22 protein-coding genes and 1 other annotated feature are annotated in these 22,128 nt (G+C 50.6%); of the genes, 1 reads left to right on the top strand and 21 read right to left on the bottom strand.

The window, feature by feature from the left end; translation table 11 throughout:
* Positions 1-83: 83 nt before the first annotated feature.
* From pyrE to pgeF, 19 genes are all read right to left on the bottom strand, one after another.
* Positions 84-719 (bottom strand): orotate phosphoribosyltransferase, encoded by a 636-nt coding sequence (gene pyrE, locus NSS95_RS05570; RefSeq protein ID WP_340713833.1) that lies wholly within the window; start codon positions 717-719, stop codon positions 84-86.
* Positions 719-1,426, bottom strand: coding sequence for an orotidine-5'-phosphate decarboxylase (pyrF, locus tag NSS95_RS05565; protein ID WP_285958003.1), 708 nt, complete (start codon positions 1,424-1,426; stop codon positions 719-721). Before pyrF ends, pyrE begins: the two co-directional genes overlap by 1 nt.
* Positions 1,419-2,555 (bottom strand): dihydroorotate dehydrogenase, encoded by a 1,137-nt coding sequence (locus NSS95_RS05560; protein WP_340713832.1) that lies wholly within the window; start codon positions 2,553-2,555, stop codon positions 1,419-1,421. Before NSS95_RS05560 ends, pyrF begins: the two co-directional genes overlap by 8 nt.
* A complete protein-coding gene (locus NSS95_RS05555) occupies positions 2,552-3,328 on the bottom strand; it encodes a dihydroorotate dehydrogenase electron transfer subunit (protein ID WP_014095536.1) in 777 nt (258 codons plus the stop codon). Before NSS95_RS05555 ends, NSS95_RS05560 begins: the two co-directional genes overlap by 4 nt.
* A complete protein-coding gene (carB, locus tag NSS95_RS05550; RefSeq protein ID WP_014095537.1) occupies positions 3,325-6,525 on the bottom strand; it encodes a carbamoyl-phosphate synthase large subunit in 3,201 nt (1,066 codons plus the stop codon). The genes NSS95_RS05555 and carB overlap by 4 nt, the downstream gene beginning before the upstream one ends.
* Positions 6,509-7,606, bottom strand: coding sequence for a carbamoyl phosphate synthase small subunit (locus NSS95_RS05545; protein ID WP_061577811.1), 1,098 nt, complete (start codon positions 7,604-7,606; stop codon positions 6,509-6,511). The genes carB and NSS95_RS05545 overlap by 17 nt, the downstream gene beginning before the upstream one ends.
* On the bottom strand, positions 7,603-8,889 hold the full coding sequence (locus tag NSS95_RS05540; protein WP_014095539.1) for a dihydroorotase: 1,287 nt from the start codon (positions 8,887-8,889) through the stop codon (positions 7,603-7,605). Before NSS95_RS05540 ends, NSS95_RS05545 begins: the two co-directional genes overlap by 4 nt.
* A gap of 59 nt (positions 8,890-8,948) precedes the next feature.
* A complete protein-coding gene (locus NSS95_RS05535; RefSeq protein ID WP_026685101.1) occupies positions 8,949-9,848 on the bottom strand; it encodes an aspartate carbamoyltransferase catalytic subunit in 900 nt (299 codons plus the stop codon).
* 230 nt (positions 9,849-10,078) lie between these two features.
* Positions 10,079-10,621: a bifunctional pyr operon transcriptional regulator/uracil phosphoribosyltransferase PyrR gene (pyrR, locus tag NSS95_RS05530; RefSeq protein ID WP_061577810.1), complete on the bottom strand. Its 543-nt coding sequence runs from the start codon at positions 10,619-10,621 to the stop codon at positions 10,079-10,081.
* 170 nt (positions 10,622-10,791) lie between these two features.
* A complete protein-coding gene (locus NSS95_RS05525) occupies positions 10,792-11,703 on the bottom strand; it encodes an RluA family pseudouridine synthase (RefSeq protein ID WP_035181891.1) in 912 nt (303 codons plus the stop codon).
* Positions 11,675-12,172, bottom strand: a complete 498-nt coding sequence (gene lspA / locus NSS95_RS05520) for a signal peptidase II (RefSeq protein ID WP_081106262.1) — start codon at positions 12,170-12,172, stop codon at positions 11,675-11,677. Before lspA ends, NSS95_RS05525 begins: the two co-directional genes overlap by 29 nt.
* Positions 12,173-12,389: 217 nt before the next feature.
* Complete coding sequence (locus NSS95_RS05515; protein ID WP_035189238.1) at positions 12,390-12,638, bottom strand: hypothetical protein; 249 nt, start codon at positions 12,636-12,638, stop codon at positions 12,390-12,392.
* A 201-nt stretch (positions 12,639-12,839) separates the two neighbouring features.
* A complete protein-coding gene (ileS, locus tag NSS95_RS05510) occupies positions 12,840-15,608 on the bottom strand; it encodes an isoleucine--tRNA ligase (RefSeq protein ID WP_110134291.1) in 2,769 nt (922 codons plus the stop codon).
* 93 nt (positions 15,609-15,701) lie between these two features.
* Positions 15,702-15,922, bottom strand: a binding site (T-box leader).
* Positions 15,923-15,971: 49 nt separating this feature from the next.
* Positions 15,972-16,487, bottom strand: coding sequence for a DivIVA domain-containing protein (locus NSS95_RS05505; RefSeq protein ID WP_013858993.1), 516 nt, complete (start codon positions 16,485-16,487; stop codon positions 15,972-15,974).
* Positions 16,488-16,593: 106 nt separating this feature from the next.
* Entirely contained in the window at positions 16,594-17,370 is a 777-nt protein-coding gene (locus NSS95_RS05500) for a YlmH family RNA-binding protein (protein WP_340713831.1), read from the bottom strand.
* 60 nt (positions 17,371-17,430) lie between these two features.
* Positions 17,431-17,703 carry a YggT family protein gene (locus tag NSS95_RS05495; protein ID WP_014095548.1) on the bottom strand — a complete coding sequence of 91 codons (273 nt, stop codon included), beginning with the start codon at positions 17,701-17,703 and terminating at the stop codon, positions 17,431-17,433.
* 5 nt (positions 17,704-17,708) lie between these two features.
* Positions 17,709-18,158 (bottom strand): cell division protein SepF, encoded by a 450-nt coding sequence (locus tag NSS95_RS05490; protein ID WP_013858990.1) that lies wholly within the window; start codon positions 18,156-18,158, stop codon positions 17,709-17,711.
* 26 nt (positions 18,159-18,184) lie between these two features.
* A complete protein-coding gene (locus NSS95_RS05485) occupies positions 18,185-18,862 on the bottom strand; it encodes a YggS family pyridoxal phosphate-dependent enzyme (protein WP_014095549.1) in 678 nt (225 codons plus the stop codon).
* Positions 18,859-19,683: a peptidoglycan editing factor PgeF gene (gene pgeF / locus NSS95_RS05480; protein ID WP_046721299.1), complete on the bottom strand. Its 825-nt coding sequence runs from the start codon at positions 19,681-19,683 to the stop codon at positions 18,859-18,861. Before pgeF ends, NSS95_RS05485 begins: the two co-directional genes overlap by 4 nt.
* 275 nt (positions 19,684-19,958) lie before the next feature.
* Between pgeF and NSS95_RS05475 the strand changes: the two genes are divergently transcribed.
* Positions 19,959-20,495 carry a 3D domain-containing protein gene (locus NSS95_RS05475; RefSeq protein WP_017552200.1) on the top strand — a complete coding sequence of 179 codons (537 nt, stop codon included), beginning with the start codon at positions 19,959-19,961 and terminating at the stop codon, positions 20,493-20,495.
* Between the two features lie 42 nt (positions 20,496-20,537).
* Here NSS95_RS05475 and NSS95_RS05470 read toward each other — a convergent pair whose 3' ends face one another.
* Positions 20,538-20,816: a YlmC/YmxH family sporulation protein gene (locus NSS95_RS05470; protein ID WP_014095552.1), complete on the bottom strand. Its 279-nt coding sequence runs from the start codon at positions 20,814-20,816 to the stop codon at positions 20,538-20,540.
* Positions 20,817-21,291: 475 nt separating this feature from the next.
* Positions 21,292-22,068 (bottom strand): RNA polymerase sporulation sigma factor SigG, encoded by a 777-nt coding sequence (sigG, locus tag NSS95_RS05465; protein WP_014095553.1) that lies wholly within the window; start codon positions 22,066-22,068, stop codon positions 21,292-21,294.
* Positions 22,069-22,128 lie beyond the last annotated feature (60 nt).

Genomic DNA, 22,128 nt, shown 5'->3' with positions numbered 1-22,128 from the left:
TTCATTTGTCCTTTTAAATGCCTCTCTGAAACAACAGTAAGCTTACTTTTGCCATATTTTAATAGCAAACCAAAGTATCTTGTTCAGCCCTTTTTGGATTTCCCCCATTCCTCCGGTTCCCGCCGCCATTCCTCGAGTGTCGCCAAGTCTTCTTCCCGGATCAGCCCCCTTTCTACGCCAACCTGAAGCAGTGTGGAGTAATTCGATAAGGAGTAAGCGGTGATGCCTTCTTTCGCAAAATTTGCAGCCCCGGCCGGAAGTTCATACGTAAAAATCGAGACAACGCCGAGCACTTCGCAGCCGGCTTCCCGCAATGCGCGGACAACGGTGAGCACGCTGCCGCCGGTTGAAATTAAATCTTCGACAACGACAACTTTTTGCCCGGCTGCAATCCGCCCTTCGATCTGGTTGCCCTTGCCGTGTGTTTTTGCACTTGAACGGACGTATACCATCGGCAGGTTCATCAGGTCGCTGACAAAAGCGGCGTGGGCAATCCCGGCAGTTGCCGTGCCTGCCACCACTTCCGTTTCCGGGAAGTGTGCTTCGATCAGCTTTTTCAGCCCGATGGCGATTTCTTTCCGCAGGTTCGGATAGGATAAGGTAATGCGATTATCGCAGTAAATCGGCGATTTGATTCCGGATGACCATGTAAAAGGTTCACCGGGTTTTAGAAAAACAGCTTCAATGTCAAGCAATTGTCCGGCAATGTATTTTTCCATTATTCGTTCCCCCATTGTTGTTTCACTTTTACATAAGCTTCGTACGGGTCGGGCGCTTTCGTAATCGAACGCCCGACGACAATTGCGGTCGAACCGAGTTCCCTCGCTTTCGCCGGTGTAACGACGCGTTTCTGGTCGGAAGCATCATCCCCGGCCAGCCGGATGCCCGGCACCACTTTCAAAAACGCCCCGCCGAGCCGCGCCGTAATATCAGGGACTTCAAAAGCGGAGCAGACAACGCCGTCAAGCCCCGCATCATAAGCAAGCACAGCGTAATCCAGCACTGATTCGCGCAGCGGTTTTAAAATGCCTTGTTCTTTTTGCATTTGCGTTTCCGAAGTACTTGTCAGCTGTGTTACCGCGACAATCGCCGGGCGCTTTTTCCATGCAGGGGTGCCGGCTTCCAAACCATCCAAAGCGGCTTTCATCATGTCCGAACCGCCGGCGGCATGGACGTTCACCATATCCGCTCCAAGCCGGGCTAGCCCTTTCATTGCCCGCCCCACTGTATTCGGAATGTCATGCAGCTTTAAATCAAGAAAAATGTCATGCCCCATTTCTTTCAGGGCAGCAATCAAACAAGGGCCGGCCTGGTAAAACAATTCCATTCCTACCTTGACATAGAGCGGCTCGCTGCCAAACTGCTGTAAAAAAACGAGCGCTTCTTCTTCCGACGAGAAATCAAGGGCGATGATCGGTTTATGCATGCTGCTTGTGGCTCCTTCCAATCAGGTCTTGAATGCTTCCGGCGCCGAGCTGTTCCATCACAGCCGGCAGTTCACGGATGATGCGCGGGCAGGCGAGCGGATCAATAAAATTCGCGGTACCGACTGCGACTGCACTGGCGCCGGCGTATAAAAATTCCACTGCATCTTCTGCCGTCATAATACCGCCCATGCCGATAATCGGGATATCCACTTCCCGGCTCACCTCGTAAATCATCCGGACAGCAACCGGTTTGACGGCCGGTCCCGAGAGCCCCCCTGTTTCATTGGCGAGAAGCGGGCGCGCCGTTTTCAAATCGATTTTCATGCCAAGGAGTGTGTTAATCATCGTGAGCCCGTCGGCACCGCCGGCTTCTGCTGCCTTGGCAATCGCCACAATATCCGTGACATTCGGGGAAAGTTTTACATACACCGGCACTTCCGAAACAGCTTTTACTTGCCGTGTCAGTTCAAACGCCATCTCCGGATCGGTACCGAATGCGATGCCGCCGGATTTCACGTTTGGGCAGGAAATATTGAGTTCAAGCGCGTGCACATTCGGCGCTTTTGAAAGGCGGGTGGACACGTAGACATAATCTTCAAAAGTGGAGCCCGCTACATTCGCAATGATTGGAACATCATATGACTGTAAAAACGGGAGCTCTTCCACAAGCACACTTTCCAGCCCCGGATTTTGCAGGCCGATTGCATTCAGCATGCCGGCTTCCGTTTCCGCAATCCGCGGGACCGGGTTGCCGAAGCGCGGTTCTGTTGTTGTCGCTTTAATCATGATCGCGCCCAGTTCGCTCAAATCATACCAGCGGCTGTACTCACGCCCGAAACCGAAGCAGCCCGATGCCGGCATGACCGGATTTTTCAAGGACAAGCCCGGCAGTTCGACGTGCAAATCCGGAAGAACACGGCGCTTTATTCCCCGTCTTTCGGCATGGTCTTTAGGTGAATCCGGGGGAACACGACACTCTATTCCCCGTCTTTCAGCATGATGTTCAGACAAATCCGGGGGAACACGGCGCTCTATTTCCCGTCTTTCAGCATGATGTTCAGGCAAATCCGGGGGAACGCGGTGCTTTACTTCCCGTCTTTCATCATGGTGTTCAGGTAACTCGGTCATATTAGGATCTCCCCCATTTCAAATACAGGCCCGTCGCTGCATACTTTTTTCGAAGCGGTGCCGGTTGGGTCATTTTTCGGGCGGCAGACGCACCCGTAGCAAGCGCCGGTTCCGCACGCCATCCGTTCTTCAAGCGAGAAAAAGCCGCGCTGCCCCGGGTATGCCGCTTCCAATGCGCGCAGCATCGCAGCCGGGCCGCATGCGTACAAACAGTCAAATGCCCAATTCTCCGCCGCCAGTACATCCGTTACAAACCCTTTCGTCCCCCATGAACCGTCCACCGTTGCGACGGATGTCGGGGCAAGGGTTGAAAACTTCTCCACGTAAAAAGCGTGGGCCGCCGATTCAAACCCGAGCACGTGGCGGACTTCAACGCCGCCTGCTTTAAGCTGCCGGGACAGCTCGTACAGCGGCGGGACCCCGATGCCGCCGCCGACAAGGAGCGCTTTTTGCCCGGGGCGAAGCGCGTCCACCGGGAACCCGTTGCCAAGGGGGCCGAGCACATCGAGCCGTGCGCCGGGTGCCATGTTTGCCATCAGGCGCGTTCCTTTTCCCTGCACCCGGTACAACAAAGTAAGCGCGCCGTTTTTGCGGTCCACCGCCGCGATGCTGATCGGACGGCGCAACAGGGGATCAAACCCGCTTCCCGCTTTCACATGAACAAACTGTCCGGGGCGGGCGATTTGCCGGACCAAACTGCCGGCAAGCACCATTTCCCAAATATCCTGCGCAATGAGCCGGTTGCTTTTCACGATCATATATTCCTGGATCATGCGTGCACCGCCTGCTTTGCCCCCTGCACCATCGGCATGATCGAAAAACTTATCGATTCCAAAATGGATACGATGGCTGCTGCTGTATCAAGCGAAGTCAGGCACGGGATGCCGCATTCGACTGCTTCCCTGCGGATCCGGAAGCCGTCGCGTTCGTATTCCCGGCCTTTTGTGATCGTGTTCAGGACAAATTGCACATCGCCCCTTTGGATCGAGTCGAGCACGGTCGCCCCTTCGCCGCCAATTTTTTCCACTTCTTCGACAGCCAGGCCGTTTTCCCTTAAAAATTTTGCCGTTCCCGCCGTTGCTTTTAAGGTAAAACCGATCTCGACAAAGCGTTTCGCAAGCGGCAGGGCTTCCGGTTTGTCTTTATCGGCAACCGTAAACAGGATGCTGCCATCCGGCGAAAGCTTCATGCCTGCTGCAACGAGCCCTTTGTACAGCGCTTTTTCAAATGTACGGTCGCAACCCATCACTTCTCCCGTCGATTTCATTTCCGGTCCGAGTGTCGGTTCCACCCGCTTCAATTTTGCAAAAGAGAAGACCGGCACTTTCACGAACACCTCCGCTTTTTCCGGCCTCAAGCCGGTGCCATAGCCGAGATTTTCAAGCGATTCGCCTAAAATCACTTTCATCGCGAGTTTTGCCATCGGGACATCGGTAATTTTGCTTAAAAACGGAACCGTCCGGCTTGAGCGCGGGTTCACTTCGATCACAAAGAGTTCATTGTGCGAGACGATAAACTGGATGTTCATTAACCCTTTGATTTCAAGCTCTGAAGCAAGCTTGCGGCACGTCTCCACCATTTCCGCTTTTAATGCCTCGGAAAGCCGCTGCGGCGGATAGACTGCGATCGAGTCGCCGGAGTGGACGCCGGCCCGTTCAATATGTTCCACGATGCCCGGGATTAAAATATCCCGGCCGTCCGCGATCACATCGACTTCAAACTCCTGCCCTGTCACATAGCGGTCAATCAAAACCGGCTGGTTCGGGCTGACTTTCACCGCGTGTTTCATATACTGGCGCAAGTCTTCTTCATGGTAGACGATTTCCATCGCCCGTCCGCCGAGCACAAACGACGGGCGCACGAGCACCGGATAGCCGATTTCGGCCGCAATTCGGACGGCTTCTTCCGCCGAAGTGCCGGTTTTTCCAAGCGGGCGTTTAATGCCGAGCCGGTTTAACAAATGGTCGAATTTGTCGCGGTCTTCGGCACGATCGAGATTTTCAAGCGAAGTGCCGAGAATGCGCACCCCGCGGTTTGCGAGCTGTTCCGCGAGATTGATCGCCGTCTGGCCGCCGAACTGGACAACAACCCCTTCCGGCTGTTCCAAATCGATGATATGCATGACATCTTCAATCGTCAGCGGTTCAAAATAGAGCTTGTCCGAGATGCTGAAATCGGTGGAGACGGTTTCCGGGTTGTTGTTAATGATGATCGCTTCGTACCCGGCTTCCTGGATTGCCCACACCGCATGGACGGTTGCATAGTCAAACTCGATTCCCTGGCCGATCCGGATCGGGCCGGAACCGAGGACAATGATGCTTTTTCTGTTTGTCACAACCGATTCGTTTTCTTCTTCATATGTACCGTAAAAATACGGCGTTTCTGATGCGAATTCGCCGGCACATGTATCGACCATTTTATAGACCGGTAAAATGCCATTCTCTTTGCGCCATGCGTACACTTTTTCTTCTGTCGTTTTCCACAGCCCGGCAATCGTCTGATCGGCAAAGCCCATTTCTTTTGCTTTCCGGGCCGCCTCTTTGTCCCATTGCGCCTCCTGAAGCGTGTTTTCAAAGCGGATGATGTTTTCCAGCTTATGAAGGAAAAACAAGTCGATTTTGCTCCAGTCATGCAGCTGCCCGATCGTGACACCCTTTCTTAGCGCTTCTGCGATGTAAAAAAGGCGTTCGTCGCCGGCATTTTTGATCCTTTTTTCGATCACGCCCATACCGGATGCTTCCTCGAGTTCCAAATGATGGACGCCGATTTCAAGCGACCGTACTGCTTTTAACAGCGATTCTTCAAATGTGCGGCCGATCGCCATTACTTCGCCCGTTGCTTTCATTTGCGTGCCAAGTCTGCGGTATGCCTGTTCAAACTTATCGAACGGGAACCGCGGAATTTTTGTGACGACATAATCAAGCGCCGGTTCAAAATTGGCGTAAGAAGTGCCGGTGACCGGGTTTTTCATCTCGGCCAGCGTGAGCCCGACTGCAATTTTCGCTGACAGTTTCGCAATCGGGTATCCGGTTGCTTTCGAAGCGAGCGCAGATGAACGGCTGACGCGCGGGTTGACTTCGATTACATAATATTGAAAACTGTCCGGGTCAAGCGCGAACTGTACATTGCAGCCGCCTTCGATGCCGAGGGCGCGGATAATTTTCAATGAAACATTGCGCAGCATCTGGTATTCTTTGTCGCTTAACGTCTGGCTTGGGGCGACGACAATCGAATCGCCGGTATGGACGCCGACCGGGTCAATGTTTTCCATGTTGCAGACGACGATGGCATGGTCTTCGCTGTCGCGCATCACTTCGTATTCGATTTCTTTAAAGCCGGCAATGCTTTTTTCGAGCAGGCACTGGTGGACAGGGCTCTGGCGCAATCCGCCTGATACGGTTTCGATCAGCTCCTCTTCATTACGGCAGATGCCGCCGCCCGTTCCGCCCAGCGTGTAAGCCGGACGGACGATGACCGGGTAGCCCGCTTTTTCGATAAAACGGTAAGCTTCTTCGAGTGTATGGATGATCATGCTGTCCGGCACCGGCTCGCCAAGTTTTCCCATCAGTTCGCGGAACGCTTCCCGGTCTTCCGCCTGCTCGATGGCGCCCAGTCTTGTTCCGAGCACTTCGACGCCGTACTCGTCAAGGATGCCGGATTTCGCCAGTTCCATTGCAATGTTGAGACCGGTCTGGCCACCAAGCGTCGGCAGGAGGGCATCCGGGCGTTCTTTGCGGATGATGCGGGCGACAAATGCCGGCGTAAGCGGTTCGATGTAGATTTTATCCGCCATTTCCGTATCGGTCATAATCGTTGCCGGATTGGAATTGACCAAAACGACATGATACCCTTCTTCTTTTAAAGCAAGGCAGGCCTGCGTGCCGGCGTAATCAAATTCTGCAGCCTGGCCGATCACGATCGGGCCGGATCCGATCACAAGAATTTTTTCGATATCAGTGCGTTTTGGCATAGGTTTGTTCCTCCTTTTGTTTTTCAACCATGGTTAAAAACTTGTCGAATAACGGGTTCGAATCGTGCGGGCCTGGCGATGCTTCCGGGTGGTACTGGACGGTAAAAGCAGGGTATTTGCGATGTGCCAGCCCTTCAATCGTGCCGTCATTCAATGCCCGTTCCGTTACGATAAGGTCTGTTCCGACAAGCGAATGTTCATCGACCGCATAGCCGTGGTTCTGCGAGGTGATCACCGTTTTCCCTGTTTCGATGTCCTGGACGGGATGGTTCGCACCGCGGTGGCCGAATTTTAATTTAAACGTATCGGCGCCGCATGCTAACGCAAACAGCTGGTGCCCGAGGCAAATCCCGAAAAGCGGCACTTTCCCGAGTATGCCTTTTACCATGTCAACCGCACAGGACACATCTTTCGGGTTGCCGGGGCCGTTTGACAACATCACCCCGTCCGGCTGAAGGTGTAAAATGTCCGCCGCCGTTGTATCGTACGGCAGCACGGTAACGCGGCAGTTCCGTTTTGAAAGTTCGGTTAAAATGCTTTTTTTCGCGCCGAAATCGACAAGGGCAATATGTTTGCCGGGCCCTTCCATTTCGTAACGCTTCTTTGTGGATACTTGTGCAACGGCATCATGAATGGCTCGTTTCGCTTGAAGATTTTTGATCACGGCTTCCGGATCTTCGTCTTCGGCACAAAGGGTGGCCCTGAGCGTACCGAAAGCGCGGATTTTTCTTGTCAGTTTCCGGGTGTCAATGCCGGATATACCGGGGATGCCTTTTTCTTTTAAAAAGGTATCGAGCGTTAAGGTGCTCCGCCAGTTTGACGGGTACGAAGCCGCTTCTTTCACCACGACCCCCTTCACATACGGCTTTACCGCTTCAAAATCGTTCCAGTTGATGCCGTAGTTCCCGATGAGCGGGTAGGTGAACGTGACGATCTGGCCGTAAAAAGACGGGTCGGTTAATGTCTCCTGGTAACCAGTCATCCCGGTTGTAAAAACGATTTCCCCGTAAGCCGCTTTTTCACTGCCAAAACCTTCCCCTTTAAAAACCGTGCCGTCTTCCAAGAGCAGTTGCCTTTTCATTTCAATGCCAGCTCCTTTTCCCATACCAGTTTTCCGCTTCCCCATGTGGCTTGCGGGAAGCCTTTGCATACACACCCCAAAAACGGGGTATTTTTTCCTTTCGATAAAAAGCGATCCGGGTCAATTGTTTTTTCTTCTGCCAGGTTAACTGCCGTGATATCGGCGGGTGCCCCTGTTTTCAGCGTCCCGTATGGAAGACCGAACACGCTAGCCGGCTTTATTGTCATCCAGTCAACAAGCTGTTTTAGCGTAAATATGCCGGTTTCAACAAAATGTGTATATAAAAGCGGAAAAGCTGTTTCAAATCCGGTGATGCCAAATGGCGCCTGTTCAATGCCTTTTGCTTTTTCCTCCGCGGTATGCGGAGCGTGGTCAGTGGCGATAAAATCAATCGTGCCATCCAAAAGGCCTTCAATAAGGGCGTCGCGGTCTCTTTTCGACCGGAGCGGCGGGTTCATTTTCCAGTTGGCATCAGGGCCCGGGATGTCGTCTTCAGAAAGGAGCAAATGGTGCGGTGTCACTTCGGCTGTCACTGGAATGCCGGCCCGTTTTGCGTCACGAACAACCCGGACGGATTCTTTCGTGCTGATATGGCAGACATGATAATGGCAGCCTGTATGTTCTGCAAGCAACACGTCGCGGGCGATCTGCACCGACTCGCATACGGAAGGGATCCCTTTTAACCCGTGCGCCGCCGCGAAAGATCCGTCATGCACGCAGCCGCCCCGGATGAGCGAATTGTCTTCACAATGGGCGACGACCGCCATACCGAGTGCTTTTGCCTGTTCCATCGCAGCTAGCATCTGCCCCGCTTCCTGCACGCCGACGCCGTCATCCGTGAACGCGAAGGCGCCTGCTGCTTTTAAACCGGCAAAATCCACGAGTTCGCCGCCTTTTTCATCAAGGGTGATGGCAGCATAAGGGAGCACGCGCACAACTGCATCCCGGCTGATTTTTTCCTTTAGAGACAAAAGGCGCGCCGGCCGGTCGGTAACCGGTTTGGTGTTTGGCATCGCCGCTACCGTTGTAAACCCGCCTTTTGCCGCGGCCATCGTCCCGGTGCGGATCGTTTCCTTCTGTTCGAACCCCGGTTCCCGCAAATGCACATGCAAGTCGACAAACCCGGGGAGAACCGTAAGCCCCGTTGCATCATATACCTGTTCGCCCGCTTCTTTCAGTTCCGAGCCGGTTTCCGCAATTTTTCCATCTTTGATCCGGATATCCCGCTTTACCGATTCTCCCTTTTCATCTAAAACCATCCCGCCTTTAATTAACCAGTCCACTTGGCAAACCACCTTTTCTGTTTTGTCAAAATAGCGCGATCCATAGCAATTTTCATTTTTCAAGCTGTCTGGAAAACCGCTTTTTCTTTCTGTAAAATCGTTTTTAAAATCGCCATCCGTGCAAACACGCCGTTTTCCATTTGTTTAAAAATCCGCGACCGGCTGCATTCCACGAGGCTAGTTGCAATCTCGACATCGCGGTTGACCGGCGCCGGGTGCATAATGATGCTGCCCGGTTTCATCATCCGTTCCCGTTCCACCGTCAGCCCGTATGCGCGGTGGTATGCTTCTTTTGTCAGATGAGCGGTTTCTTGATGGCGTTCATGTTGGATGCGGAGCAGCATGACGACATCTGCTTCCGCTACGCCGTCATCGATCGGAACGTACGGGAGATGCATGGTCGGATCAAACCATTCTACAGGCCCCGAACATGTGACGGTGGCACCGAGCTTTTTCAATGCTTCGGCGTTTGATCTGGCAACACGGCTGTGGACGATATCACCGATGATACACACCTTTAAGCCGCGGAAGCCGCCGAATTCCTGTTTGATCGTCAAAAGATCAAGCAGGCATTGGGACGGATGCTGGCCGCTGCCGTCTCCCGCATTGACAATCGAAAGCGCCAACCCTGCGAGCTGCCTGTAATATTCATCTTCCTGGTGGCGGATCACCACCACTTTGACGCCGATCGACTGCAATGTTTTCACCGTGTCGTACAATGTTTCACCCTTTTGCACGCTTGATGCCCCGACTTCAAACGGAAGCAGCTCAAGGCCAATCCGCCGTTCTGCCACTTCAAAGCTGCATTTTGTCCGCGTGCTCGGCTCGTAAAACAAATTGGCTGCAAAAACCGGCTCCGGCGCTTTCCATACGGCCCCTTTTGAAAAGGCATCGGCTTCTTCCAGAAGTTCCAAAATTTCCTCATTGCCCAAATCGGATATCGTCAGAAAATGCTGCATGTTCCATCCTCCTTTGTTTTTCAGCCAAAAAAGCACCCTGCTTATGGCAGGGTGCGTGAAATGGCACGGCAAGTCAAAAGCCTTGCGCGGCCGGCACCCTTCCAAGCCTCTCCGGACTTGCAGTTAAAAGGTGTTCCGTATTCATTTCAATGAAAAAGCCCCTTTGCCGCGAGGGTACAAAGGGGCTTTTAAACCTCCTTTGCAAACCTCACAGGGCTTGCTTAAAAGGATTACATATCGTGGATTGTGACCAGGTCCCGCCCGTCCACATCCGTCAATTGTACAACGATTCTTTCCGACTGGCTCGTCGGGATATTTTTCCCGATAAAATCGGGGCGAATCGGCAATTCCCGGTGGCCGCGGTCAACGAGCACCGCGAGCTGGATCCGGCTCGGGCGGCCGATATCCATCAGCGCGTCCATCGCCGCGCGCACTGTCCTGCCTGTATACAGCACATCATCGACAAGCACGATGTTTTTATCGATGATGCTAGATGGCAGGTTCGCGCCCTTTACTTCCGGTTCGCCGTCTGCCGTTTTTTTCGATAAATCATCGCGGTATAGCGTAATGTCCAGCTCGCCGACTTCGACTTTGCGCCCTTCGATTTGCGCAATTCTTTCCGCCAGACGCTCGGCAAGGTAAATGCCGCGCGTTTTAATCCCGATGAGCATCGTATCTTCAATGCCTTTATTCCGTTCAATGATTTCGTGGGCGATCCGCGTCAACGCCCTGCGGATCATGATTTCATCCATTACTACCGCTTTTTGGGCCATGGTGTCTCCTCCCGAGAAAAATCAAAGCCTTCCGCACCGAAGGCAGGAAGGCTTTGTAAAATGAACGTTCCCTTGCCAGCCTCACGGGACTGTCTTTAAAAGGCTTATGAAGTTATTTTTACCTTACCCGTTTTTCATCCGTTTGTCAATCCTTTTTTATATCATGATGCTCACAACCCACGCCTGAGTGTGTTTAAAAGATGCGCGAAATCATCCGGCAGCGGTGCTTCAAATGTGAGCGTTTCTCCTGTGCGCGGATGGCGGAAACCGAGTACCCCAGCATGGAGCGCCTGGCCGCCGAAATCAATCGTTTTTTTCGGCCCGTATTTCGGGTCGCCTGCCAAAGGATGGCCGATATACTTCATATGGACGCGGATCTGGTGGGTGCGCCCCGTTTCAAGCCGGCATTCGATAAACGTAAACCGGTCAAACCGTTCCAGCACGCGGAAATGGGTCACCGCGTCTTTTCCGTTATCGACCACGGCCATCCGCTGGCGGTCAGCCGGGTCCCTTCCGATCGGGGCGTCAATGGTGCCGGCTTCATGCGGAATATTGCCGTGAACAAGCGCAAAATATTTGCGGGTTACCGTTTTTTCACTGAGCTGCGCCGCCAGCTTTTCGTGCGCGTAATCGTTTTTGGCCACCATTAACAGCCCGGATGTGTCCTTGTCAATCCGGTGGACAATCCCGGGGCGGAGCACGCCGTTAATACCCGATAGATCTTTGCAGTGGTACATCAGGCCGTTCACAAGCGTCCCTGTAAAATGCCCATTCGACGGATGGACAACCATGCCTTTTGGTTTATTGACGACAAGCACATCGGCATCTTCATAATAGATATCAAGATGCAAGTCTTCCGGTTCAATATCGGGCAATTCCGGCTCCGGCACCTCAATTTCAACCAAGTCGCCTGTTTGCAATCTGTAATTTGCTTTTTCTTTTTTGCCGTTTACGGTAATGTCACCATCTTTAATCCATTGCTGAACTTGTGATCTTGACCATTCTTCCCGGATAGAAGAGACCATTTTATCAAGCCGTTCATTTGCTTCGTGTTCAAGAATGGTGTGATCCATTTTTTCCATCAGTTTTCTCCTTTGTCTTTCTGTCTTCCAAAAGCATCGAAATCAGCAATAATACAACACCAATCGTTAAACTGGCATCCGCCACGTTAAAAATGGCAAAATCATAGCTGCCGAAACGCAAATGGACAAAATCAACCACTTCGCCGCGGAACAGGCGGTCAATAAAGTTGCCGATTGCCCCTCCTAATATAAGGCCGAGGCTGATGCCGACTAGCACCCTATCTTTCGCATATTTTTGTATGTAATAAAGAATGCCGGCAATGACAATTAGGGTAATGAGGTAAAATAGCCACATCTGCCCTTCCAGTATGCTGAAGGCAGCGCCTGTGTTGCGCGTCGATGTGAGAAAAAAGAAACCCGGAATCACTTCGATGCTTTCCCCGAGCGCCATCCCTTTTAAAACGAGCCATTTGGCCAGCTGGTCCAAGATGATCACAATGAGTGCAACCGCATAATAAAAAATAACCAATCGCTTTTCCTCCGCCTGTGTTTACGGCAGGCGCAAAATACCGCCTGGTCCGGAATATATTTCTTTCTGCATTTTAGCATAAACAGCAGGAAGTGAAAAGAACGGACGGCTGGATCTGGTCCGCCCGTTCCTGCCAGCTTCTTTTAGGCGGAAACCATTTTTGCTGATTGAAGTTGCGCAAAAGCAATGCCCTTTTTGACATTTCTTTCTCCCTTTTCTAGTGAATAAGATCGTACGGGACGGTTACTTTGCCGTATGACAGGATGGTTTGCCGGTCCGCAGGCAACAGGGCAGGGATTTCCGCAAGGCCCGGGTCAACTTTCCGGGTGCCGTGAAACCCGTCCAATGCCGCCTCAATCTCTTTCAATTCTTCCTGAACCAGATGTTGCACGAGTTCATGCTTTGCCTCGTACTCGGATAATTCAGCCTGTAGCGATTGCAGCCAAAGTTTCGGATCTTCACGCATCTTCCAACAGCCTCCCCGCGTCTTTGTTGGTTATAGCATTCCCGCAGGCAAGGCTTGTTTGCAGAAAAACGATTTCTAAAAGTAACAAAATCATGCAGCAGCAAACGGTTTTTGCCAGTGAAAATCCGGCGCCGGCAATGGGCTGAAATCCGTTAAAAAAGCCGGTGCTGCATGTCTTCATGCAAGCCCCGGCTTAAAGCTTTACACTTCCCGCATCAATGTTTTTACAACTTGTGCACAGCGCGGGCAGAGCGTCGGATGGTCATGGTCCAGGCCGACTTCCGGCGTTACAACCCAGCACCGTTCGCATGTTTCGCCTTCCGCTTTTTCGACAACAATGGCTGCGTGCTCAAGCTTCAGCGCATTTTCCGGTGCGTCTTCAATGGCACCTGCCACTTCAAATCCCGACACAATGAACAATTGCTTTTTGCTTTCCGAAATGCTGTCAAGCAGTGCTTTCGTCTCCGCATTCACATACAAGGTCACTTTTGCCGTTAGCGATTTTCCGATTACTTTTGCATTCCGCGCTTCTTCCAATGCTTTCAAAACGTCTCCGCGGAGCGCCATAAACGCATTCCATTTTTCCTCAAGCGCCGCAGCATCCGGCAAATCCACATATTCCGGCATATCGGTCAGCTGGACGCTTTCTTCCGCCACACCCGGAATATACTGCCAGACTTCATCGGCTGTATGCGGCAAAATTGGCGACAACAGCTTGGTTAAGGCAACAAGGCATTCATACAAAACGGTTTGCATCGCACGGCGTTCCGGATTGTCTGCAAGTTCGATGTACAGCACGTCTTTTGCAAAATCCATATAGAACGAACTGAGGTCTGTGGCACAGAAATTGTTCACCGCATGATAAATGGTGGCAAATTCGTACCGTTCATAAGCCTCCCGCACTTCCTTTACAAGCTTGTTCAGTTTGACAAGCATAAACCGGTCGACCTCGCGCAAATCTTCATAGGCAACTTGGTGCTGGGCAGGGTCGAAGTCGTTCAGATTGCCGAGCATGAAGCGGAATGTGTTGCGGATTTTCCGATAGACCTCGGACACTTGTTTTAAAATTTCATTGGAAACCCGGACATCTGCCTGATAGTCAACGGAAGCGACCCACAAGCGGATAATGTCAGCCCCCAGCTGTTCAACCACTTTGCCAGGCAAAATCGTATTGCCGAGCGATTTGCTCATCTTCCGGCCTTCGCCGTCCAGCACAAACCCATGGCTTAAAACGCCGTCGTACGGAGCGTGCCCTGTTACCGCCACACTGGTAATAAGCGATGAGTTAAACCAGCCGCGGTACTGGTCGGAACCTTCAAGGTACAAATCAGCCGGCCGTTTCAAGCCTTCCTGTGCAGCCAGCACGCCCTGATGGGAAGAACCGGAATCGAACCAGACGTCCATAATATCCGTTTCTTTTTTAAATACGCCGTTTGGACTCGCCGGATGCGTAAAGCCTTCCGGAAGCAGGTCTTTCGCTTCCCGTTCAAACCAGACGTTTGATCCGTGTTCGCGGAACAGGTCGGATACATGCTGGATGGTTTCTTCCGTGATGATCGCTTCGCCGTTTTCCGCGTAAAAAACAGGGATCGGCACACCCCATGCACGCTGGCGGGAGATACACCAGTCGCCACGGTCGCGGATCATGTTATGCATCCGGAGTTCGCCCCATACAGGCGTCCATTTGACCTCTTCAACGGCTTTCAAAATGTCATCGCGGAACATATCAACCGATGCGAACCATTGCGATGTTGCCCGGAAAATTACCGGTTTTTTCGTCCGCCAGTCATGCGGGTACGAGTGCGTTAAAAATTTCAATTTTAAAAGCGCACCTGCCTGATCCAGTGCTTCACAGATCGGTTTGTTGGCTTTGTCGTAAAACAATCCTTCAAAACCGGGCGCGTCTTTTGTCATCATGCCTTTGTCATCTACAGCACAAATCACATCAAGCCCGTATTTTTTGCCGATGAGAAAGTCATCTTCCCCGTGTCCAGGTGAGGTATGGACGCATCCTGTCCCGCTGTCGGTTGTGACGTGGTCGCCGAGCATGACGAGCGAATCGCGGCCGTACAGCGGATGTTTTGCGACAATGTACTCCAGCTTTTTCCCCGGAACCGTTTGAACGACTTCCGCGTTTTCCCATTCCAAAACGCCGCTTACTTCTTCGAGCAAGGCTTCGGCAATCAGGTATTTCTTGCCGTCCACTTTTACGACAACATAGTTGATCTCCGGATTGACGGCAATGCCGAGGTTTGACGGAATGGTCCAAGGTGTCGTTGTCCAGATGACGATTTTCGTATCCGTATCAAGCACGCCTTTTCCGTCTTTTACGTCGAACGCAACATAAATCGATGGCGATTTAATGTCTTTGTACTCAATTTCTGCATCTGCAAGCGCGGATTCGCTGGAAGGGGACCAGTATACCGGCTTCAGGCCTTTGTAAATATAGCCTTTTTTCGCCATTTCCCCGAATACTTTAATTTGCTCGGCTTCATACGCGGGCCGGAGCGTTAAGTACGGATTTTCCCAGTCGCCGCGCACGCCGAGCCGTTTAAACGCTGTCCGCTGACGGTCGATTTGCTCATGGGCATATTTTTCGCACAGTTTCCTGAATTCGGCAACCGACATCGATTTCCGGTCCACACCTTTTTTTGTCAGTTCCTGCTCTATAGGCAACCCGTGCGTATCCCAGCCCGGTACATAAGGGGCATGGTAACCTGTCATTGATTTGAACCGGTTGATGATGTCTTTCAATGTTTTATTCAGGGCGTGGCCCATATGAAGATCGCCGTTTGCATACGGAGGCCCGTCATGGAGCACAAACAAGGGCCTTCCTTCCGTGCGTTTCATCACCTTTTGATAAATATCCATTTCTTCCCATTTTGCCTGGATTTGCGGCTCTTTTTTCGGCAAATTTCCACGCATCGGGAAATCCGTTTTCGGCATTAAAAGTGTATCTTTGTAATCCATGCTGATCCTCCTGCCTTTTGCATATTGTATTTTGAATTTTTCGTTATGTTCAGCCTTGCCAAAAATCCAATAAAAAAACCTTCCCATCCCCAAAATAGGGACGAGAAGGTTCCCGCGGTACCACCCTAGTAGGCATCCAATATGCCCGCTCGACATCCGTAACGTGGAAGGTCCCGCTTAACTCTACTGGCCTTTTCGGCGTTCAAGGCAAGAACTCAAGGGGGATGTTCAGGCTGCGCGCTTTGCCGGGCTCGCACTGTCCCCGGTTCGCTTGGAAAGCTTTCACAACCCTACTGCCCTGTCATCGTTTTTTCGTATACAGTATTGAATGTATTCCATTATAGTGGACCGTGTTCGGATTCGTCAAGTTTGATTTGCTTCTTCTTCTTCCAGTTCAAACTCCGTAGCATCGACTTCAAATTCCATCAGCTTTTCCCAGTCATCGCTATCAATCAGGTCAAGCTGCGCCTCAATCAGCATTTTAAAGCGCGTCCGGAAGACTTTCGACTGTTTTTTCAGCTCTTCGATTTCGAGCGCAATTTTTCTTGCTTTCGAAAGGGCTTCATTGACAATCCGGTCGGCATTTTTTTCCGCCTCGCGGATGATCAGCTTCGCTTCTTTCTGGGCATTGCCCTTTACTTCTTCCGCCGCTTCCTGGGCAACAACAATCGATTTATTTAAAGTTTCCTCAATGGAAGAAAAATGGCTCAGCCGTTCGTTTAGCGATGCTACTTTATCTTCCAGGTTTTTCTTTTCGCGGATCAGCATTTCGTAATCTTTTATCAGCTGGTCAAGGAATTCATTTACTTCATCTTCATCATAGCCGCGAAACCCTTTGCTGAACTCCTTATTATGTATATCTAAAGGCGTTAAAGGCATGTGGCCACCTCCTGTTCAATTTGCCTTTCGATTGCAAGATTCCCTTCTTTTATATATTATAATGGAATTCGACGATTTTTTGGGAAAATCCTGCTAATCAATCAAATTATTTTAAAATCCCTGCCACCATTCGCCATTTTTCTTTCTTCGTTTTGCCTTCCACCCGGATGAGCCGACTTCTCCCGTATCCCCTGGTTGAAAAAGTATCGCCTTCCCCGCACTGGAACGCCGGGTCTTCCACTGTTTTCCAGTTCACTTTCACAAGCCCGTGCTCAATCAGCATCCGCGTTTTCTGCCTTGAAATGTTATAAACGGCGGACAAAATCGCGTCAAGGCGGAGCGAACTGACGGTGGCTTGTTTTTCAAGCCAGTGTTGTTGCTGCCGGATGGCCTGATCCAACTGCATTTTCGTAAGGGTAACCGGCGTTTTTCCAATTTGCCGGAATTCCATTTGAATAAAGTCCGAAAGTTCCGCTGCCACGAAAAACTGAATGCGCCCTTCCCCGATTAAAATATCCCCGAATTTTTCGCGTTTCAGGCCGAGCGCCATCAGCGAACCAAGCACATGTTTATGTTCAAAGGAAACAAATTTGGCAGGGTAATGGACTTCGAATAAGGCAAGATGGAAGTCGTCCTCATCCGGAGAAAAATAGTCAGGAAAAAGCAGCATTCTTTTCCGCTCACTCTCTCTGTATCCGCCAAAAGCCCGGACAGAGACTGCGCCGTGGTTTCCGATCACCGTGTTGACAATTCTCTGCATGCGCGGATCCAAAAAATCCGTCAGTTCAGGGGCATACGCATCTTCCACGTATTGTTTCCAGGTCAGCACCTGGTCAATAAATTCCTTTTCATCCGGCCGGAAATGCTGGTAAATCGATTCCATTTGTCTGACTCCTTTTAAAAAAAGGAACTGCACAGTCCCTTTTTCTGAAAATGGCTCTTTTTACATGAACCATGAAAAAATTTCCGCAATGCCGGCTCTTGCCAAATCCAGGACAAAAAAAGCGACGATCGGAGAAATATCAATCATGCCGATCGGTGGAATGATTCTGCGGAAAGGGTCGAGATAAGGTTCCGAAACGCGCGCAAACAAACGCCCGATGTCGGTGTCCCTGAGATTAAACCACGACATAAAGATATAAATCAGGAGAATGTAAGAGTAAATTCTCATGAGAAGCAGAATGATCTTTAAAATTGAAAATAAAATTGGATCCATCCGGTTTATGGCCACCTCGTATCGTCATATTCCTGTCCCTGCAGGAATTCAGAAATTTTTCCGGAAACTTCTACGTTATCCGGCGTACAAAGAAAAATATTGCTGCCGACTCTCTGGATATCGCCTGCAATGGCATACACCGTTCCGCTCAGAAAATCGACAATCCGCTTCGCCTGGTCATGCGGCATGCTTTGCAAATTGACGACCACCGCGCGCCTGTTTTTCAAATGGTCGGCAATTTCCTGTGCATCGGCATATACCCGCGGTTCCACCAGAATGACTTTTGAAGACTTTTGGACGCTTTGCAGGCTGACCACATTTTGCCGCGCATGCCGGACCGGTTTCTCAGCGGGCTGCTCGGGTTCTTCATACTCTTTTTCCATCATTTCTTCTTCCTGGTCTTCGTATTCATCATCAAGCAAAAAGAATGACTTAAATTTCGTTTTCAGTCCCATTCCATTACACCTCCGTTTGTTTTCCCTTATCCGACAAGCGCAGTGCCGATTCTGACAAAAGTCGCCCCTTCTTCTACTGCAATTTCAAAGTCGTTGGACATCCCCATCGACAATTCGCGGCACGGAGCGTAATCCAAATGCAGTGATTCAATGTCCTGCTGCAGTTGTTTCAGCCCGCGGAATGTGCGCCGGATGACGTCCTCATCTTCCGTAAGCGGCGCCATCGTCATCAGACCCGCAACGCGAATATGCGGAAAATCCTTCAGTTTGCGGACAAAATCCACCACTTGCCCGGGCGCCATCCCGTGTTTCGATTCTTCCCCGGAAACATTCACCTGAATAAAGCAATTGATTTCTTTATCCAATTTTGCCGCCCTTTTTTCGATTTCCTCTGCAAGGCTCAGACGGTCCAAAGAGTGTATGTAGCTGACTTTATCAATAATGTTTTTGACTTTCCTTGTCTGCAGCGTCCCGATAAAATGCCAGACGGGACGGTTTCCGAGCGCCTCGTATTTTTTTAGAAGACCGTCATCGCGGTTCTCGCCTAAATGCTGAATGCCTGCTTCCAGTGCCTCTTTTGCTCTTTCTGTTGTGACATATTTCGTTACTGCAATGATTTCCACATCCCCGCGGCTTCTTCCTGCCCTTTGGCACGCTTTTTCAATTTTTTCGTTGATGCGCGCGAGGTTTTCCGATACTTTCATTTCTCCGGTGCTCCTTTTATCCCAATAAAGCCAAGCATTCTCCCGGTAGCGCCGTGATCGCGCCGGTGCGAAAAAAAGTCTTCTTCACAACTGCTTGTGCACAGGCTGCTGATTGCGATCCGGCTTTCCGGAATGCCTGCCTGCTGTAATATGATTTTGTTTAACTGCTTTAAATCAAGTGCATACTGGCCGGGTGATTTTTCCACGTACGGTAATTTTTCTTCTTTGCCAGTCCAAGGGCGGACAGCCTGGATGACACGGTCATCAACAAGATAGCATTCGCCGCAAATGGACGGCCCGATGGCGACTTCTATTTCATCAAGCGGCACGCCATCCTTTACCCATTTTTCAACCATTTTAGCCGCAATCCCGCGGGTGGTTCCTTTCCACCCGGCATGTGCGATCCCGACGCGCCCGTACTTCGGTGCGAAAAAGAAAACCGGCACACAGTCCGCAAACGCCAGCACAAGCAATATTTCTTTTTCATCGGTGTACAATCCGTCCGTATGCGGAAAAGAGGAACGGTAATCAGCCGCCCCCTTGCCGGCGTCTTTGCGCGTGACCCGTTGCACATGGTCTTCATGCGTTTGTTCGGCGCCGATCCAGTTTGATAAAGGGAATCCGGCCGCACTTGCAATGATCTCCCGGTTTTTCCTGACCGATTCAGGATCGTCGTTCACATGGAAAGCAAGGTTTAAACTGCCGGGAAAATTTGTGCTTGCGCCGCCGTTTTTCACTGTAAATCCGGCACATATCCCGTTTTTTTGCCAAGCGCCGACAGTATAATACACGGCCTGTGTTTTTATAAACGGTTCTCTCATCTCACCCTCACCCGGTTCTCTTTTGTACTATTATACCTTTTTATCCATATGTCTTCTATAGATTTTAGCATTCAATACGTTTTTTTCCGTACTGATTTTATTTATAGCGAATTTCATCAAAATTCTCTACTTTTTAGCTTGAAAACGGGGATCATCCGGAAATCCCCCGGATGTAACAGGTTTGTAACGCAACTAATAAACAGATGTTACCTTTCTGTTATATTAGACTGCTATTCTATCAATAACAAATCACTTACATAACAGAGGTAATGAATTTGAAGAAAACTTTAGTATCACTACTGACTGTTTGTATGTTGTCTATTGGGACGGGCCATGCATTTGCAGCAACAACGACATATACGGTGAAGCCGGGAGATTCATTATATAAAATCGCCAGTAAATATCATGTGACCGTGGCGCAGTTGAAAAGCTGGAACCACTTGAGGTCAAATGTGATCCGGGTGAAGCAGAAGCTGAAAATCCAGACGAAAACGCCTGCAAAAAAAGTTTCATCTTCGTCTTCTTCTTACCGCACGATAACGGTGAAAGCAACAGCTTATACAGCGGGTTCCGGCGGCGGGATTACGGCGACCGGCTTCAACTTAAAAAAACATCCTTCCGCAAAAGTGATTGCGGTCGATCCAAAGGTGATCCGGCTCGGTTCGAAAGTGTACGTTCCGGGTTACGGGATGGCTGTTGCCAGTGATACCGGCGGGGCTATCAAAGGGAAAAAAATTGATGTCTTTATTTCAAGTAAAAAGAAAGCCCTCCAGTGGGGCCGCAAAACGGTGACAATTAAAGTGTATAAGTAAAAAAACGGCTGCGCGGCCGTTTTTTTCTTTGTCAGGCCGCGCTTATTTTCTTGGTTCCTGCAGTTGCTGCTGTGTATAGGCCGACTCTTTAAACCTGACGAGGATCACATCGGCGCCGATTTTGACGATGTTGCTCCACGGGATGACCACTTCGTCCTCTTTTCCAAATAAGCCGAACATTTTCCCCGATGAGCCGCCGACAATGATGCTTTCAATTGTGCCATTATCCAGATTGATATCAATATCTTCCACGTTTCCGAGTTTTCTGCCGTCCGATATGCTGACAACATCTTTCACTTGAAAATCCGAAATTCGGACCATCTGCTCTCCCCCCTGCTGTCTTTCCGCCATGTAATACAAGTTTATGCACGGGGGGAGGTTTTTACGAATAGAAAAGCGGAGGCGTTGCCGGACAAGGATTTCAAAGCCCCCTTTAATAAAGGGGCGGAAATCCATACGCCGACGGGCAAGCGCCCTCCGCTTTTCTTATTGTCCAGCTCCGGCTCCTAGCGGCTAGCGGATTTTTGCGTCTTCTCCTTTCGATAAGCGGGCATCGATTCGCCTGTCGGCTCATCGTGTTTCCTTTATCTCGGTCGAAGACTACAAAATCCGTACGCCGCTGTACAGTCGCCTCCGCTTTTCTTTGTCCAGCTGCGGGCGCTGTCGGCTAGTGAATTTCCAGTCCCCTCCCCTACGATAAGTCAACATCGGCTCGTTCCTCGCCGTGTTTCCTTTATCTCAGTTCGGGGACTATGAAATTCATACGCCGACGAGCAAGCGCCCTCCGCTTTTCTTACTACTGTATATTTTTGTTCATTTGTTTGATGGCTGCTTTTTCGAGGCGGGAGACTTGGGCTTGGGAGATGCCGATTTCTTCTGCGACTTCCATCTGTGTTTTTCCTTGGAAAAACCGTTTGCGGATGATCATTTTCTCCCGTTCGTTCAGACGCCGCATTCCTTCTTGCAAGGCGATTTCTTCAATCCATTGCGAATCTTTGTTTTTTTCGTCACTCACCTGGTCCATGACATAAATCGGATCCCCTCCGTCGTTATAAATCGGTTCAAACAGTGATACGGGATCCTGAATGGCATCAAGTGCAAATACAATGTCTTCGTGCGGAACATCCAGCTCTCTGGCGATTTCTTCTGTTGTCGGTTCTTTCGAAGTGGCGCTCATCAGCTTTTCCCTTACTTGCAGGGCTTTATAAGCAATATCCCTCAAGGAGCGCGATACGCGGATCGGATTATTATCCCGTAAATAACGCCGGATTTCGCCGATAATCATCGGCACGGCGTACGTTGAAAAGCGGACATTTTGATTCAGATCAAAATTATCAATGGATTTCATGAGTCCGATACAGCCGACTTGAAACAGGTCGTCCACATATTCGCCACGGTTGTTAAAGCGCTGAATGACGCTCAGCACAAGGCGTAAATTGCCATTGACCAGCTTTTCTCTTGCAGACGCATCGCCGGCATGCATTTTCTTTAAAAGATCCCTCATTTCCTCATTTTTCAAAACGGGAAGCTTGGAGGTATCCACCCCGCAAATTTCCACTTTGTTGCGCTTCAAATCTTTTCCCCCCTTCAGGACTTCAGGAGCTGCTGTTCAAAAAACAGTATCTCCCCGGGT

Origin of the sequence: Weizmannia sp. FSL K6-3076, from assembly GCF_038007245.1 — a bacterium.
GTDB classification, from domain to species: domain Bacteria; phylum Bacillota; class Bacilli; order Bacillales; family Bacillaceae_C; genus Weizmannia; species Weizmannia faecalis.
Note: the sequence above shows the minus strand (reverse complement) of the source record. Positions and strands in the feature narration are given on the sequence as shown.